Origin of the sequence: Povalibacter uvarum (genome assembly GCF_014202975.1) — a bacterium.
Lineage (GTDB): Bacteria > Pseudomonadota > Gammaproteobacteria > Steroidobacterales > Steroidobacteraceae > Steroidobacter > Steroidobacter uvarum.
The window spans coordinates 133,419-150,340 of sequence record NZ_JACHHZ010000005.1; the positions used below are offsets into that span (position 1 = coordinate 133,419).

The 16,922-nt window shown below is 62.6% G+C and carries 12 protein-coding genes; all 12 read right to left on the minus strand.

Annotated features, from left to right (window positions below):
* Window positions 1–5 precede the first annotated feature (5 nt).
* Genes ydiK through HNQ60_RS20055 form a run of 12 tightly spaced genes read right to left on the minus strand, consistent with a single transcriptional unit; the run spans window position 6 to window position 16,903 of the window.
* Complete coding sequence (ydiK, locus tag HNQ60_RS20000) at window positions 6–1,067, minus strand: AI-2E family transporter YdiK (protein ID WP_184334559.1); 1,062 nt, start codon at window positions 1,065–1,067, stop codon at window positions 6–8.
* Window positions 1,064–1,765: a potassium channel family protein gene (locus HNQ60_RS20005; protein WP_184334560.1), complete on the minus strand. Its 702-nt coding sequence runs from the start codon at window positions 1,763–1,765 to the stop codon at window positions 1,064–1,066. The genes ydiK and HNQ60_RS20005 overlap by 4 nt, the downstream gene beginning before the upstream one ends.
* On the minus strand, window positions 1,762–3,210 hold the full coding sequence (locus tag HNQ60_RS20010; protein ID WP_184334561.1) for a TolC family protein: 1,449 nt from the start codon (window positions 3,208–3,210) through the stop codon (window positions 1,762–1,764). Before HNQ60_RS20010 ends, HNQ60_RS20005 begins: the two co-directional genes overlap by 4 nt.
* Before the next feature lie 16 nt (window positions 3,211–3,226).
* Window positions 3,227–4,408: an HlyD family secretion protein gene (locus HNQ60_RS20015; protein ID WP_184334562.1), complete on the minus strand. Its 1,182-nt coding sequence runs from the start codon at window positions 4,406–4,408 to the stop codon at window positions 3,227–3,229.
* Window position 4,409: 1 nt separating this feature from the next.
* Window positions 4,410–4,826 (minus strand): DUF3302 domain-containing protein, encoded by a 417-nt coding sequence (locus tag HNQ60_RS20020; RefSeq protein WP_184334563.1) that lies wholly within the window; start codon window positions 4,824–4,826, stop codon window positions 4,410–4,412.
* 15 nt (window positions 4,827–4,841) lie between these two features.
* On the minus strand, window positions 4,842–6,176 hold the full coding sequence (locus tag HNQ60_RS20025) for an alginate export family protein (RefSeq protein ID WP_184334564.1): 1,335 nt from the start codon (window positions 6,174–6,176) through the stop codon (window positions 4,842–4,844).
* A gap of 13 nt (window positions 6,177–6,189) precedes the next feature.
* A complete protein-coding gene (locus HNQ60_RS20030) occupies window positions 6,190–7,566 on the minus strand; it encodes an amino acid permease (protein WP_184334565.1) in 1,377 nt (458 codons plus the stop codon).
* The gene (locus tag HNQ60_RS20035; RefSeq protein WP_221304326.1) at window positions 7,563–9,869 is read right to left on the minus strand and encodes an Orn/Lys/Arg family decarboxylase; all 2,307 of its coding nucleotides are present in this window, start codon (window positions 9,867–9,869) and stop codon (window positions 7,563–7,565) included. The genes HNQ60_RS20030 and HNQ60_RS20035 overlap by 4 nt, the downstream gene beginning before the upstream one ends.
* A gap of 29 nt (window positions 9,870–9,898) precedes the next feature.
* The gene (locus HNQ60_RS20040) at window positions 9,899–10,828 is read right to left on the minus strand and encodes an amino acid ABC transporter substrate-binding protein (RefSeq protein ID WP_184334566.1); all 930 of its coding nucleotides are present in this window, start codon (window positions 10,826–10,828) and stop codon (window positions 9,899–9,901) included.
* 18 nt (window positions 10,829–10,846) lie between these two features.
* A complete protein-coding gene (potE, locus tag HNQ60_RS20045; RefSeq protein WP_184334567.1) occupies window positions 10,847–12,190 on the minus strand; it encodes a putrescine-ornithine antiporter in 1,344 nt (447 codons plus the stop codon).
* A 34-nt stretch (window positions 12,191–12,224) separates the two neighbouring features.
* Window positions 12,225–14,588, minus strand: coding sequence for an ornithine decarboxylase (speC, locus tag HNQ60_RS20050; protein ID WP_184334568.1), 2,364 nt, complete (start codon window positions 14,586–14,588; stop codon window positions 12,225–12,227).
* Entirely contained in the window at window positions 14,585–16,903 is a 2,319-nt protein-coding gene (locus HNQ60_RS20055; protein ID WP_221304327.1) for an Orn/Lys/Arg family decarboxylase, read from the minus strand. The genes speC and HNQ60_RS20055 overlap by 4 nt, the downstream gene beginning before the upstream one ends.
* Window positions 16,904–16,922: the final 19 nt, after the last annotated feature.

The following is a 16,922-nucleotide window of genomic DNA, read 5'->3' on the forward strand; positions in this document are numbered from 1 at the left end:
GATCTTCAGACCTCGGCGGAGCCTTCAGCGATCCAGGCTTTTGTCAGTGTGTAGGTCGCAGCGAGAATGACGGGTCCGACGAACAGGCCGAGCACCCCGAATCCGATCAGGCCGCCGATGACACCGGCGATGATCAGCAGCATCGGCAACTGGACACCGCGACGGATGAGCAACGGACGAAGCACGTTGTCGAGTGCAATGACAGGAAGGCTCCAGATCAGGAGCGCGGTCGCCCATCCCGTCTGGCCGGTCCAGAACAGCCATCCGATGGCGGGAAGCAGGATGGGCATCGGGCCGAGCTGCGCGACGCCCAGTACGAAAATGACGGCTGTGAGGATCGCGGCATGCGGGATGCCGCTCGCCCATAACCCGATGCCCGACAGTGTCGATTGCACGAGCGCGGTCACGATTACGCCCAGCGCCACGCTGCGTACGGCTTGACCCGCGAGCGTCACCGTTGCCTCGCCGCGTTCTCCCCCGAGCCTGCGGCCGAAGTCGAGCACGCCGCGCGCTGCCGTCTCGCCTTGCGCGTAAAGGATCGCGACGAGGATGACGATGAAGAGGATCTGGATGATGGTCATTCCTATGCCGCCCGTTGCGGACATCGCCCAGGTGCCGGCGGATCGCATGTAGGGGCGGATCGCTTCGACGACAGCGTCCGTGCCGCCGGCAGCAAGCGCTTGCCACTGCTCAGCGATCTTCTCGCCGACGATCGGGATACCAGAGACCCAGGACGGTGGCGGTCCGAGGCCCTGCGCCAGGAAGTCGCGGATGATCGCTGGGCTGCTCTGGATCGCATCGAGCAGGGAAATGACGACGAGACAGAAGGGCGTAATGAACACAGCCGACACGATGACGGTCATGATCACGACCGCCAGCTTGCGGCGATTGCCCGTGTGCCTCTCGAACCACAGCAGCACAGGCCAGGTCGCAACGACGATCGTTGTCGCCCAGATGAGCGCGCCGAGGAACGGCAGCATCGTCCAGAGACTGCCCGCGAGGAGCAGGCAGATCACGAGCACCGCCAGCACTATGCGCGTGATGTCGTGTGACGAATGCGAACTCATGAGACGGCCCCGTTCTGGTGATTGCCGCGTCCTACCGGATACACGCCGACCAGTCTCGCGATCAGGATGGCGAGGAAGAGTTGCCCGATCACTGCTTCGAGAACCGACGCGACCTTGGCGATGCGCGCGATCGGAACGATGTCGCCGAAGCCGGTCGTCGTCAGCGTCGAGAAGCTGAAGTAGACGAGATCAGTGAGATCGAGGGCGCCTGCGCTGCCACGGATCAAGTAGGCGTCGGGCACCATCCGGTCGACAATGGCGTAGAGAAAGCACCACAGAACTCCCAGCAGCAGGAAGCATGCAGCGGCTCCCCACAGTCGATCGGAGTCCATGACCTCGCGGTCGAAGACATATCGCATGAGAAAGGCGATCGCCGCCGCGTACATCGCTGCGTTCATGCGCAGCGCGACATCGAAGTAGTTGCTGTCGTCGGTCGTAAACGATAGCCATCTCAACAGCATGGCCGGCGCCGCGAGCAGCACGATGATGATGAACGACCCGGTCGAACGGCCGACAGCGGCGACGGCGGAGACAATGATGAAGATGTTGATCGCGTTGCGGACCAGGACGCCATGAGGGGAATCGTCGATGAACGGAGCGGCTGCGATGAACGCCAGCAGGGAAATGAAGAGGTAGAAGCACCGCTGCAGGAACAGGCGGCCGAGGGTATTGCGCGTGAGGTCGATCGACAGCTTCACGGACGTGCTTCGGCCTGGCGCTGCGGTGTCTCGAAGCTGCCGCCCAGAGCCAGGTGCAGATTGACGCGCTGCGCGAGCTCCTCCGTTCGCACGTTGAGCAGCGCGAGCTTCGCGTTCTGTACGCCGAGGTTCTGCTGCTCGACGCTGCGACGATCGATGCGGCCGATCTTGAAGCGTTCCTGCACGAGGCCCATCGTTCGCGTCTGTTCGTCCAGCGATTGGGTCAGAAGTGACACGCGCGTAGCGAGCGAAGCGCTGGCGGCGAGTGCGTTCTCGACTTCGCTGAGGGCGCGAAGCGCGATACGTGCGTAGTCGGCGATCGCTTCTTTCTGTTCGAGCGTGCGGATCTCGACGTTCGCATTGAGGGCTCCACCTTGGTAGAGCGGAGCCACCAGGCGGGCGCCGGCGCCCCCGGTTGGATTCTCGAAGTCTTCCTTGAGCTGCAGAATTTCGCTGTCGATCGCACCGAAATTCAGGTTGAGCGACAGCTTGGGCAGCCGCGCCGCCTTGGCTTCGCCGATCCGGTTGAAGGCAGCCGCCACTCGACGTTCCGCAGCGATAACGTCCGGTCGGCGTTCGAGCATCTGCAACGGCATCCCGACAGGAACAGCGCCGGGCATGGCGATGAGATCCGGGCGAGCCGCGATCTCCGCAGCAGGATAGCGACCGATGAGCACTTCCAATGCGCGCAGCGCCTGGCCACGGGCGAACTCCAGTTGCTGGTGCGTGTCTTCGAGATCGCGTGCACTTGCGCGGGCGAGCGCGGTGTCGGTTTCCGTGCCGGCACCTACGCGCTCGCGATCCTCTGCGAGGGTCGTCAACTGTTGCGCGGATTTCACCATCTCCGCCGCGATGTCCGCGCGTTGCCCTAGTTGAGTGGCGGTGAACCAGGCCTTCGCCGTCGAAGCGGCGAGCGACTGGCGTGCGAACTCGAAATCGGATTGCGCGGATGCGTAGGTTTCCCGGGCAGCGTTGCGCTGGTAGCGAACACGACCCCACAGGTCCAGTTCCCACGACGCGGCGATCATGATCCCCTGCAGTGCCGACGTCGGATCGCCGCCACCGCCGGACTTCATTCCTCCCGTGCCCGCGATGCCCAGCCAGGGCTTGAGGCTGGCTTGTGCGATGACGAGATACTGTCCCGCCTGCTCGACTCGCGCCGCGGCGATGCGCAGATCGGGATTGTTGTTCAGCGCTTCGCGCACGAGCGCATCGAGCTGAGTGTCCTGGAACGAGCTCAACCAGTTGTCCTGCACCGCTTCGGCCGACATTGCACCGGCTTTCCACGGATGTTCGACGGTAACGTTGCCGAGTGCCTGCTTCCGGATCTCCTCCGGTGCGGGCGGTGGCGTCGTGCTGCAACTTGCACAGGTCAGCGCGACCGCTGCATACACCGTGTGTATGAGCGGCCGACGAAGTCGGGCGTCAGGCGATTCTCGAGTCACGGGTCACCCTTCGCGTTTAGTGGAGTTTGAGGATCAGCCAGTCGAGCTTCGCGCCGACGCGGATGATCACTTTGCGAATGATGTGGATCGGTGCGCCGCTGTCGGTGTAGACGGCGGCATTGCCGATGGCGCCAGAAGCGAGGAACAGCTCCTTGTCGTGGCGATCGGCCAGCAGGCGCACTGCCAGACTGTTTCGCGGAATCGGCGCCACGCCCGAAGCTGTGTTGACGCCGCCGATCGGCAGCTGACCCTGCGCCGTCGCCCACATGATCGAATCGACCTTGCACTTGATGATCCGGCCCGGATACATCTTGAGCGCGATCTCCGCCTCCTGGCCCGGCTTGATCTTGCGGACTTCGTTCTGGTTGAAGATCGCCATAATCCACTGCTCGTCCTCGACGAAAGTCATCGCGGGAACCATCGGGAGCGGCACGGCCATCGCACCAGGACGAAGCGCGAGCGAAACGACAGTGCCGTTAGCCGGTGCGCGAGATGTCGATTGATCGAGTCGCCACTGGGCATCCGCCAGCTGCGACTGGGTCTGCAGAATCTTCGCCTTCACGTTGGCGATCTCATCCTGTTCGCCGGCTGGGGTCTTCGCCGCGAGCTTTTCGCGGACCTGTCCCTCGGTTGCGCTCGCGGAGGCGAGCTGTGCCTTCAGGCTGAGCACGTCGTTCTGTGCCTGCTCATAATCGAACTGGCTCCCGGCGCCTGTTCTCGCCAATTCCCGCAACTGCGTTTCGCGAACCTGAGCGAGTTTCAGTTGCGATGCCACGGAGTCCTTGGTACCGCGGGCAGTCAGGAGTTGCTGCCCGAGACCGCGCTGATTGGCATTGGCCGTCACGAGCTGTGCGTCCAGCTGCGCAAGCTGCGCGTTGAGTGATTTGACTTCGAGCTCGAACGGCGTCGGGTCGATCTGAAAGAGCACATCGCCCTTCTTGATCGGACGGTTCGGCTCGATCGGCACGTCCGTGACGAGACCGTTGACGCGCGGATTGATCGTGACGACGTAATTCACGACACGAACGTCCGCCGACGAAGGCGCTACGATGTTCAGCAGCAGGATCAGCAGCGTGATGCCGATGATCGGCAGCGTGATCACGATCACCTGGCTCACAGTGTTCCACGGCAGCCACTTGTACTTGAAGAAGATCAGCCAGACGAAGAAGGAATAGATTCCCAGCAGGAGAATTTCCATGTCAGTTCTCCTCTCGCAGGGATTCGGGGGCCTCGGCCTGGGGGATCAGCGTGTCTTCGGCGGCTCCTGGCGGCACTTCGACATCTCTGCCATAAGCCATCTTGTAGAGCACGGGCTTCGAATAGGCCCACAGCCACGCGAGCGGCCAGAGCAGACCGCCGAAGAACAGCGAAAGCAAGCAAAGGGTCTTGATCGCGGGTGCCTGCGGATGATGACGCTTCTCCGCGATCTTCTCCGGCAGGATGTGCACCAGCCAGAACACCGTGATGGCGACGGCCGGTGCGATGAACAGCACGATCCATGCGAGCACATTGGCGACCGCATCCAGCGTGTCTCCTGTAAAGAGCGAAGCATGCGCGGCGGCAGGGACGGCGAGCGTCCCCGTTGCGACGGCGATACGCAGCAGACGTGAATTCATCATTGTTCTCGCATGTCAGTAGCTGTAGGCAACGAAGATCATTCCGTAGATGAAGGTGTCGGATCGTCCTGACGACTGCTCGACGGCGTCACCCGGCTCGGCGACAGCCGCAATGAAGCTGAACGTGAAGTTGTCGTTGTAGGCCCAGTCCATGTACCAGTCGAGTTCCGTCGCGACGTCATCCGAAGTGACACCGGCGGAAGCGGCGTTGTCGAGCTGGAAGTCGAACAGCATCAGACCCATCGAGATCGCGTCGTTCGGCTTCACGTGGAGCCGCAGCTGATGCGAGATCAGGTTGGAGTTCGAGAGGAAGTACTCACCCGCGATTTCGCCCTGCCACCAGGTGCCCCAGTCGTAGAAGCCCGTGTACAGACCATCGAAGGACTCGTCCTTGGCCGTGTTCGGGTCGTCGCCTTCGAAGTAGGCGTAGCGATAGGACAGCTTGGGTTTCCACGAGCTCTCGAACTGGTAGGCAACCAGAGCGTTGTAGGCGGTCGAATCGCGCAGGTCACCGTTGTCTTCCTGCGCGTACTCGAGCTCGAAGGACAAGGCCTTCATCGAAGGGAAGGGAGCGGTGAACGCGCGCAGGTTATAGACGTCGAGACCGTCGCGTGCTGGCGCGCGGCTCGGATCCGCCGACCACTGCATGTACGTCGCACCCAGCGTCGTGTCTTCGCCGATGCTGTACTCGTAATTCAATCCCCACAACGAAGCGTCGGTTCGCGAGCCGGGGATTTCGTCGCGTTCGAGATAGAACGCCTCGAGCCGGTTGTTGCCCGGTGTGAAGCGCCCAATCGCAGCGAAGCCGAATGCCTGACGAGCGTTCGTCCAGTAACCGCCGCGGGAACCGCCTTCCGAGGCACCGTCGTACAGCAGCATGCCGTGTCCGAGCCGATAGCGTGTGCGGCCCAGCGTTAGATCGATATCACCGGACTTCCAGCCGAGGTAGGCATCTTCGATCTGGAACGACGATGCATCGTCGCCGACGATCTGCGCTCCAGCACCGTAGGTTCGTTCGCCGACTGCGGTGAGCGAGCCGTAGATCTCGGAGGAGTCGCTCATCTTGTACGAGCCCTTGATGCCACCCTTGAGCGACCCCTCGAACCAGTTGTCGCTCAGATCTCCGGAAGGCTCGCCGTCGCGCGGATTGGCGTAGTACGAGTTGCCGAAACCGAAGGAGCCCCAGGTCGCGCTGAAAACGGGTTCCCAATCGATACCCGGCGGGAAACCTGGAGGCGGGGCAGACGGTGCCTCTTCCGCGGCGACAGCAGACTGTGCGACGACCGCCAGCAACGCAGCCGCGATGGCGTGGCGTGTACGACGGGCGAGAGTCGGATCGGACGGCTTCATTTCTCAAGTCTCCTTAGTGTGCGGCACCCGGAACGGCGCTCGCGTGTGGCGTCTCGATGACAGCGGCACGTTGCGCTTTGCGCTGTGCCGCTTCCTCCATGGAGCGAATGAAATAGGGGTACAGCGGTACGCTGATCAGCAATGCGACCATCGCGCGCACGACAGTCTTCGGTTCGCCGCCGATGATGACCCACAGGCAATAGATCACCGCGACGATTGCGATGTACTTGTAAGTGCGGAACGTCGCCGCGGGCAGCTTGTGATCGTGAATGACCTTCACGACGGCCACCGCGGAGTAGACATAGGGAACGATGACGAGAACGACCGCCAGGTCGACGATGTGAGTGAACTGATCGGCGATGGTTGGCGACATCGTTGCAAACAGCACGATCGTCATCAGCACGGCGACGATGATGAGCCCGTGGCCGGGAACGCCATTCGTGTTGAGCCGCGCGAACACTTTGGGAAACATGCCGTCGTCGGCGGCTGCCTTTGCTGACTGCCCGACGAGCAGCATCCAGCCGCCCAGCGAGCCGACGGACTTCAGCACGGCACACACGCTGATGATGACGGCACCCGATGTGCCGATCGCAAGCCGCGCCGCTTCGGCGAACGGGGCATGCGACGTGCGCAGCTCTTCGTTCGGCAGGATTCCCATGATGACCGACGAACTGAGAACGTAGATCACCGCGGCGAGCGCGAGGCCGATGAGCGTGGCCAGCGGGATGTTGCGCTTCGGGTTTTCGATGACGCCCGCGGAGACCGCCGCGCTTTCGATGCCCATGTAGGCCCACAGCGCCATCGAAGCCGCTCGCGAGATCGCTTCCCCGTTCGATTCGCCGCTGACATTCCAGCCCGAAAGGAACGTCGTCGTGTCGAACCAGAACCAGCCGAAGAAGGCGATGGCGAGAATCGGAATGAGCGCCAGCGCCATCGTCCATGCTTCGAGTGCGCCAACGACGCGAGGCCCAAGGATGTTGGCGAATGTGAGCAGCCAGATGAGCAGCGCCGTCGCGATAACGCTGGCAGGAGGCTCGGTGATCGCCGGAATCAGTTCCGCCAGATAGCCGATGGCCGCCACTGCGATCGCGATGTTGCCGATCCAGTTGCCGAACCAGTACACGTAGTTCGTCTGAAAGCCCGCATACGGTCCGAGGAAGTCGCGCGCATACGCATACGGGCCGCCTTCCTGCGGATTCAGCTCGCCGAGTTTCGCGAAGGTAAGGCCGAGCGCGGCGACACCCGCGGTTGCAATGAGCCAGCCGAAGATCGCAATGCCGCCGACGTGCGCAAGATTGACCGGCAGCAGGAAGACTCCTGTGCCGATCATGTTGCCGGCCACCAGCATGGTGGCCTGCGTTAGCGACATCTTGCGACCGGCTGTACTCATGCAGTGCCGCTCTTCAGGCACTGGACGTAGTACACACCGTCGCGATTCTCCACGCCGTGAGTGTCGTGGCCGAAGCCCGGGAAGCGTTTGTCCCAGGCCGCGAGCGCGCGCAGGTAGCCGAGATACGGTCCGTCTTCCGGTCCCGTCGACTCACCCGGCATGAGCATGGGAATACCTGGCGGATATGGTACGACGCTCGTCGCCAGAATCCGGTCCGCCAGCTTGTCGAGCGGAACGTGCTCGATCTCGTCACGCACCAGGTACTGGAACGCAGCATTCGGTGTCAGCACCGGCGTCGGAAGCGTCGAGAACGCTTCGGCGAGCCAGTGTGTCTGCCGCGACTCGCGCAACTGCGCGAACATCTGGTCGGCGAGGTCACGCAAGCCCATGCCGCCATACACATCGGGATAGTCCGACGTCAGGTGCGGAAGCACCACAGCCAGCGACGTGTTGTTGTCGTAGTCACGCTTGAAGTCGAGGAGCGCATTCAGCAGCGTTCCCCACTTGCCCTTGGTGATGCCGATGGAGAACAGCACCAGGATCGTGAAGTCCGTGGTCTTCTCGACCTCGACGCCGCGGTAGTGCAGGTACGCCGTGACGAGATTGGCCGGGATACCCTTCTTGTCGAGGCCGCCCTTGTCGAGCACGCCGGGAGTGACGATCGACACCTTGATCGGGTCGAGCATGCAGTAGCCATCTTCGAGATCGCCGAAGCCGTGCCACGTTTCCTTCGGATGGAGCACCCAGCAGTTCGGATCGGCGGCGAGAACCTCCGGCGGTGCATCCTCGAAGCGCACCTTCTTCGCGGACTTGCGGCTGCCGACGCGGACCGTGTCGGGGTTCCATGTCTTGAAGAACCATTGCTTCTTGCGCGCGAACTCGCGGTTCACGCGGCCGATGGTCTGGCGGAAAGAGACAGCTTCCTGGATCGATTCCGTGGTCAGCGTCGGACCGCCGGGACCGTCCATCATCGAGGCGGTGATGTCGTTGGAGACGATGATCGGGTACAGCGGCGAAGTCGACGCATGCAGCATGTACGACTCGTTGAACCGCGAATGCGGGATCGGGCTGCGGCCATCGCGAATGTGCAGGAAGGACGCCTGCGACAGCGCCGCCAGCAACTTGTGCGTCGAATGCGTCGCGAAGATCGTCGGTCCCTTGTGATCCTTCGGGTCGCCGTGCATCGCATGCCGTTCGCGGTACAGCGGGTTGAACCGGGCGTACGCGTACCAGGCTTCGTCGAAGTGAATGCGATCGACGCTCGGATCGAGCAGTTCCTCGACGCGCCGCGCGTTGTAGCAGAGACCGTCATACGTCGAGTTCGTGACGATGGAGTGCACCGCGCGGGTCGCGATGCCGCTCGTCACGAGGGGATTGGACTTGATCGCCGCCTTGATCGCGTTCTTGTCGAGGCGGTTCGGCGGGATGGGCCCGATGATTCCGTAGCGATTGCGCAGCGGCACCAGGTAAGTCGGGATGGCGCCCGTCATGACCAGGCTGTGTTCGATGGACTTGTGACAGTTGCGATCGCAGAGCGCGATCTGATCGCGGGCCACGGCGGCCATGAAGATCACACGATTCGACATCGACGTGCCGTTCGTGACTGAGTAGGTGCGATCCGCGCCGAAGACGCGGGCGGCATACTTTTCGTGCTCGCCGATCGGTCCGGTGTGATCGAGCAGCGAGCCGAGACTGCCGACGCTGATCGACAGGTCCGATCGCAGCATGTTCTCGCCGAAATAGTCGAAGAAGATCCGGCCCACGGGCGACTTGAGGAACGCCGTTCCACCCGTATGGCCCGGCGTATGCCACGAGTATTCGTACTCCTGGCTGAACTTCATCAGTGCAGCCGCGAGCGGAGGCAGCATGATCTCGAGATAGCGACGGATCGCCGCGGCGACGCGCCCGCCGACGAACGCCGCAGTGTCTTCGAGCGTCCAGATGTACTCGTCCACCATCTCCATGATCTCCACGGGGATCGCGGAGGCTTCGCCGCGCTCTGCCATGAGGAAGATGGGTATCTTGTCGTTGCGCGAGCGGACAAATTGCAGCAGCGCTTTCGCGCGAGCGTGGTTCTTGTCGTCACCCAGCGTCCAGTCGAGCAGCACGGCATGAATAGCCGTGTCAGCCGTGATGACCGCCGTACCGTCTTCAGCGGAGTTCGCTTCGATGACTTCGATGCTTCGCCCCTGCAGTTCCTGCACCAACGCCCGCGCGGCCCGGCCCTCCGCCGTCGGTGCGCCGAGTTCGTCATCGACGATGAGGGCGCGCATGCTCAGTCGCTTGATACTTCTCTGGATCATGATCCTGACTCCTTGGCTCTACGTCGCGCTCACAGCGGCAATGCGTTCCACTGGAAGAAGGTTCTGACGGCCGCGCTCGGCGGGCCGAACGACTTCTGGTACAGCGCGTCGATCTCGCCGGTGCTGTACAGCAGGCTCAGGGCACGATCGACCAGCAGGCGCAGGTCTTCGTCACCGCGACTCAAGGCGATGCCATAGAGTTCATGCGTGAACATGCGATCCACGATGGTGAGATCCTTGAACGCGGACGGGTCCATGGCGCCGAGAACAGCGGAACGTTCGCCGAAGAGCACGTCGACCTTGCGATCGCGAAGCTGCTCGAGGCCCGTCTTGTAGTCGGGCACCGGTACGAGCTGTGCGCCGATCTGGAGAACGGCGATCTTTCCGATCGCCCACGCCTGTGTGGCGCTGCCGCTCACGACGCCAACGCGGGTGTCCTTCAAGGTCTTCACTGCTGGTGAGCCGCGCCAGACGGGTTTTGGAGGTTGCGCTTCCGCGAGTGCGGTCTTCAGGGCCGCCGGTGCGTCGTTGCGAAGTACGGCGCGGGCTCCGCCCGGAAACACGGGAAGGGAATAGGACACTTCTTTGCGACGACCGACGGTGATCGCCGTCGGCGTGCACAGCGCATCGACGCTGCCCTGGGCCACGGCAGCCAGTGCACTGTCGGGTTGGATCGGAACCCATTCGACCGTGAGAGTTGCGATGCCGAGTTCGCCTTTGACGTGGTCCGCGATCTTCTGGCACAGCGTCGCGCCGTACCCTTCGACCGTCGAACCGTTCACGTAAGTGAAAGGGCGGACATCGGCGAAGTAGCCGAACTTGATCTGGCCCGTCTCGCGGATTCGATCGAGCGCCGCAGCGTGCACGGTGGAGATTGCAGCGAGCGAGAGTGCGCCGACAGCAGCGCTGACCCGGATGATGCTGCGCAGCCGATCACAGCGGGAAGTATTGGTGCTCATGGTTGTTCTCCTTGGACCTTATGCCGCTGCCTTGTGAGCCGAGGATGTCGACGCCGCCGCGGGAGCCGTGAAGCGTGGCGCCAGGAATCCCCAGATGATGTAAGTGAGAGCGAGCACCAGCGCGCCACCCATGACGGCTTCCATGCCCGAGGCGTAGATCGCGAAGGTGCTGTACGCCATGGCGACGACTGCTATGAAGACGTTTCGTTTGTAGACGCCGTCACTGACATTCGCGCCCTTCATCATGACGATGAGCGCGGACAGCGAGACGATGTAGGGAATGACGTTCGTGACGACGGCCAGGTTGACGAGCGCGCTGAACTGCTCGCTCAGCGTCGGCGAGATCGTCATCAGCGCGAGGCCCGTCTGCACGAAGCCGAGTACGATCATTCCCTTGATCGGCGCGCCCATCGAGTTTGTCTGGGTGAAGAAGGCCGGGAACATGCGGCCTTCGGCGGCCGACTTGCCGGTCTGCGCGATCGTGAATTGCCAGCCGAGCAGCGAACCAAGGCAGGCGAGCACGGCGAGCGCCATGATGATCGAGCCCACCGTCGGGCTGAACATCTTCGCGTAGGCGAGACCGAACGGACCGGTCGAGTTCGCGAGCTCGGCGTTGGGCACGATGCCCTGGATCACCGTCGTCGAAAGAATGTAGATGACGGCTGCGCCGAGCGTTCCGAACATGCAGGCGAGCGGCACGTTCTTCTTCGGATTCTCGACCGCCGATGAGTTCTGGGCGGCGGATTCCATGCCGAGGAAGGCCCACAGTGTGAGCGAAATGCTCGACCCCATGCCTTGCGCCAGCGACAGGCCTTGCGGATTCCACGCCGCGGCGAAGGTGTCCTTGCTGAACCAGAACCAGCCGATGATGCAGAGGGCGCCCACCGGGATGATGACGCCCCATACCGTCACCGATCCGATCTTGCCCGTGACGCTCGGCCCGCCAAAGTTGGCGAAGGTCGTGAGCCACAGCAGCACGATCACCGTGACGCACGTCGTTATCGGCGTTGCCGACAGCCCGGGGAAGAACGAGGCGAGGTAACCCACTGCCGAGATCGCAATCGCCACGTTGCCGATTGCGAGCGACAGGAAGTAGAGGAAGAACACCTGGAAGTAGCCGTCCTTCCCGTAGGCGTCTTCCGCGTAGGCGGCCATGCCGCCGCTTCTGTCATTGAAAAGGCCTGCCTGCGCGAAGCCGTAGGCAATGGCCATCGATCCGAGCGCCGTCACGATCCACGACAGCAGGGAGATTGCCCCGACCTGCGCCATGTTCGTAGGCAACATGATGATGCCCGAGCCCATCATGTTCACCGCGACGATGAACGTGAGCTGCATCAGATTCATCTTCTTCTGTTCTTTCATGACCCCGTCCTCCTAATGGACCGTTTCCTGCCAGTCATTCCCGAACCGCATAGGTGTGAAACTTGATTCGTCCGTTCACGATTTCCTGGTACACCCCCTGGACTTCGTAGTTGAAGCCAGGAAACCGGTTGAACGATTCTTCGAACGTAAGGAAGTAGTCGAGCATCGGCTTTGCCCGCGCGTCCCAGCGTTCGCCGGGAACGATGACGCCGATGCCGGGCGGATAGATGAGTGCGAGCGTCGCGGCGACGCGGCCGGTGATCTCGGAGAGCGGCACATAGTCGACTTCGTTCGCGACGAGCGCCTCGTAGGCATCCTTCGAGGGCATCGCAAGTTCCGGGAAGCTGCTGGCGCGGAAGCACAAGCCCTGCAGCTCCTTCACTTTCGCTTTGCGATAGAAGTCGTGCATCTCGTTGCAGATGCGGCGAATCGAGTAGCCCGCGTAACGCTCGCGATTCTGTGAGTACAGCGTCGGCAGCACGTCGCCGAGCGGCGCATCCGCATCCCACAGTGTCTTGAACTTCACGAGCTTCGCGATCAGCGAATTGAGCTTGCTTTCGTCTTCCGCCGGCGTCATCAGGAACAGAATGCTGTTCAGATCGCATTTCTCGGGGACGATGCGCTGCTCACGCAGGTAGTTCGCCAGTACCGTGGCGGGCACGCCCCAGTCGAGGTACTCGCCCGTCTTGCGATCGATGCCGGGCGTCAGCAGGGCGAGCTTGTTGGGATCGACCATCGCGTAGCCGTCGCTGTAGCCGCGATAGCCATGCCAGGTCGCCTTGGGCTCGAAGACCCAGCACTGCTGTTCATGCTTTAGCACTTCGGTCGGCAGGTCTTCCCAGCGAACGTTCGCGGCATCTTTCGCGAAGCGAGACCCGCGAATGCTCACGACATCGGGGACGAAGGGATCGAAGAACCACTTCTCCTGCGCATCACGGCCCGCATTGGCGTAGTGGTGACCGAATTCGCGCAGCTTCTTGCGCGCCTCGATGCCGATCTCGATGCAGCGGTCCCAGAGCATTTCACCGGCTTTGCCTTCGTGAACCTTCGCGTTGACGTCGAGCGAGGCGAACAGCGGGTAGAATGGCGAAGTCGACGCGTTGATCAGGAATGCTTCGTTGAACCGTTTGTGCTCGATGAAGCGGCGCTGGCCCTTGATGTGATCGTCGCGCTTGTGGATCTGCGACGCCTGCGAGAATCCCGCACCCTGCTTGTGCACGGACTGCGTGGAGAACAGGCCCGGCATGTCCGGACCGAGTTTCTCGATCCGCATCGGGCTGTGGTCCGCGAACAGCGGATGAAACGCGTTGTAGCCGATCCAGGCTTCGTCCCACAGCACGTAGTCGCAGAGATGACCGATCTTCTCCATGACCTTTCGGACGTTGTAGATCGTCCCGTCATAGGTCGCGAGCTGGATGCAGGCGATCCGGAATGGTCGCTCGGCCTTGTGCCGCTCCGGGTCCTTCACGAGCGGATGGTTACGAATCTGCTCGCGCAGGTACTTCTCGTCCCACGCATCCCAGTCGACTGCGCCGATCATCCCGAAGGAGTTGCGCGCCGTCGGCAGGAAGATCGGGATCGCTCCCGCCTGCACGAGAGCGCCCTGGTGCATCGACTTGTGATTGTTGCGATCGAACAGGACCAGGTCGCCGCGGCGCAGTGCGGAACCGGTGACGATCTTGTTCGAGGTCGAAGTGCCGTTCAGGACGAAGTAGGTGCGGTCAGCACCGAACACTTTCGCCGCATGACGCTGCGCTTCGACGGCCGCGCCGACGTGAATGAGCAGGTCGCCCAGCTCGACGTCGGCGTTGCACAGATCGTTGCGGAAGATCTCTTCGCCGAAGTGCTTGTAGAGGAGCTGTCCCGCCGGCGACTTGCGATAGAACTGGCCGCCCTGGTGGCCGGGGCAGGCGAACGCGACATTGGCCGCCGCGTCGTACGCCATCATGCCGCCGAAGAAGGGCGGCAGCAGGCTGCGACCGTAGTCGGTCAGGCTGGCGAGAATCTGCTTTGCGTAGAACGACGGCGTCTGCTGACCGAGATAGATGAAGCCGTCGACTTCGCCGAACCAGCCGGAAACGGCGACATCCGCGATTCGTCGCGAATCGGCCAGCGCCCAGATCGGCGTGCGGAAGCCGATGTTGCGAACCGCCTGGCCCAGTTTGCGTGCCCGTTCGCGCCTGTCGCCATCCACTGCAAGGATGTAGGCGCCGACATCGGCGTCTTCGTCGACATCGCGCTCGAATCGATCGCTGATCTCGATCTCATAGCGATCAGCAGCGATCAGATCGAGCAGCGCGCGCACTTCCGTGTCGTCGCCGTCCACGAGCGCGACGACCTTCAGCAGCTTGCAGAAGGGAATGGGAATCTTGGGAATGCTGGCGCTGTACTCCATCATGGCTGTGTCCCCGTCAGGCAGTAGATCTGGTACGTGCCGTTGTGCTCTTCAGCACCTTCGACTTCCTTCGCGAAACCGGGGAAGCGATGGCCGAACTCCTGCAGTGCCTTCAGGTAAGTGATCCATGGGCCGTCGGCGGCGCCGATGTTCTCGCCGGGCATGACGATCGGAATGCCCGGCGGATAGGGGATGACGCCGACGGCGACGACGCGATTCGCCAGTTCATTGAGCGGAACCTTTTCCGCCGCACCGCTCATCAACTGCTGGAATGCGCGACGCGGCGGCATGATCGGTGTCGGCAGCGTTGCGTATGCTTGCGCCTGCCAGTGACCCTGCTGGCTCTTGCGCAGGTGCTCCCACATCTGATTTCCCAGATCGCGCAAGCCCATGCCGCGATAGCGATCCGGTGCATTGGCGACGAGCGATGGAATCACTTCCGACAGCGGTGCGTTGCGGTCGTAGTCGGCCTTGAAGTCGAGCAGCGTGTTGAGCAGCGTGCCCCACTTGCCCTTGGTGATGCCCATCGAGAACAGGAACAGCACCATGTGATCGGTCGTGCGCGAGGGCACGATGCCGTGACGGCCGAGATAGGCCGTGACGATGTCAGCCGGAATGCCGTGCTCGGCGAGCTTGCCGTCCTGCTGCATGCCCGGGCACACGATGCCGAACTTGATCGGATCGAGCATGCACCAGCCGTCCGGCAGGCCGTCGAAGCCGTGCCAGCTCTCACCGGGATGCAGGATCCAGCAGTTCGGATCGGTGCTGAGCAGTTCGGCGGGCGCTTCGTGGAAGGGAATGCGCTTGCCGGTCTTCGGATCGGTGATCTCCTCGGCGTTCCATGACGCGAAGAACCAGTCGTTCTTGTTCTTCTTCAGGAATTCCTGGCGGACGCGCGATACCGCGAGCCGGCAGGCGACTGCTTCGTTGATCACTTCCTGCGTGAGCGTTTCGCCAGCAGGGCCATCCATCATCGCGGCGGCGACGTCGTTCGATGCGATCAGCGCGTAGAGCGGTGAGGTGCTGGCCTGTGAGCAGTAGGCCTCGTTGAACCGGCCGTGGTCGATCGCGCCGCGTCCATCGCGAATATGGATGTACGACGTCTGCGAGAGCGCAGCGAGGAGTTTGTGCGTCGAGTGCGTCGCGAAGACGGTCGGACCGTCCTTCGCGTGCGACGAAGGTTCGTCGCGCATGGCGAAGCGGTTCTTGTACATCGGATTGAAGCGCGCGTAGCCGTACCACGCTTCATCGAAATGAATCCGGTCGACGCTCTTCTCGAGCTGCGCCTGCACGGCGTCGGCCTTGTAGCACATGCCGTCGTACGTGCAGTTCGTCAGCACCGAGTAGACGGGTTTCTTGCTCGCAGCAGTCTTCGCCAGCGGATTCGCGGCGATCGCCGCGCCGATCGCTTCCGGCGACAGTCCCTGGGGCGGAATCGGACCGATGATCCCGTAGCGATTGCGCGTCGGGCTCAGGAAGACCGGAATGCCGCCTGTGAGTGCCAGTCCCTGTTCGATCGACTTGTGGCAGTTGCGATCACACAGCGCGATCTCGTTGTCGCCGACACAGGCCGACATGATCGTGCGGTTCGAAGCCGATGTGCCGTTGAGGACGGAGTACGAACGATCGGCACCGAAGATGCGTGCGATGTTGCGTTCGCTTTCGCCGACCGGACCGGAATGGCCAAGCATCGACCCGAGCGCGCCGCGCTCGATGCCCATGTCGGTGCGGAAAAGGTTCTCGCCATAGAAATCGAAGAACAGCCGTCCGACCGGCGATTTCAGGAACGCCACGCCGCCCTGGTGGCCTGGCGCGGCCCATGAGTACTCGCGTTCGCGGTCGTAGCGGGCGAGGGCAGCAGCGTAGGGAGGCAGCAGTGTCTCGAGGTATCGCTCGATCGCCGCGAGGACGCGGCCGCCGATGAACTTCGCCGTGTCCTCGAGAATCCAGACGAACTCGTCGGCGAGCGTCGCGATCTCGACGCTGACGGAATCCGCGAGCTTGCGACTTGCCAGCAGAAAGATCGGCATCTTGACGTTGCGCGCACGCACTGTGCGCAGCAGCTCTGTCGCCTGCGTCAGCTCGGCACGATCCTGAGGCCAGTGCAGCAGCAGGCAATCGATGCTCGCGTCGGAGACGACGATGGAAAGGCCGTCGTCGAAGGAACTGGCCTCGATGACTTCGATGCTGCGGTTCTGGAGTTCCGTGGCGAGTGTCCGGATGCTGCGCGTCGCTGCGCATTCCGCGGACGCAAGGCCGCTGTCGACGATCAGGGCCTGTCTCAGCATCGGGGTGGTATTGCCGCTACGTAGCATCATGGTGCGTCCTCCTTCGTGA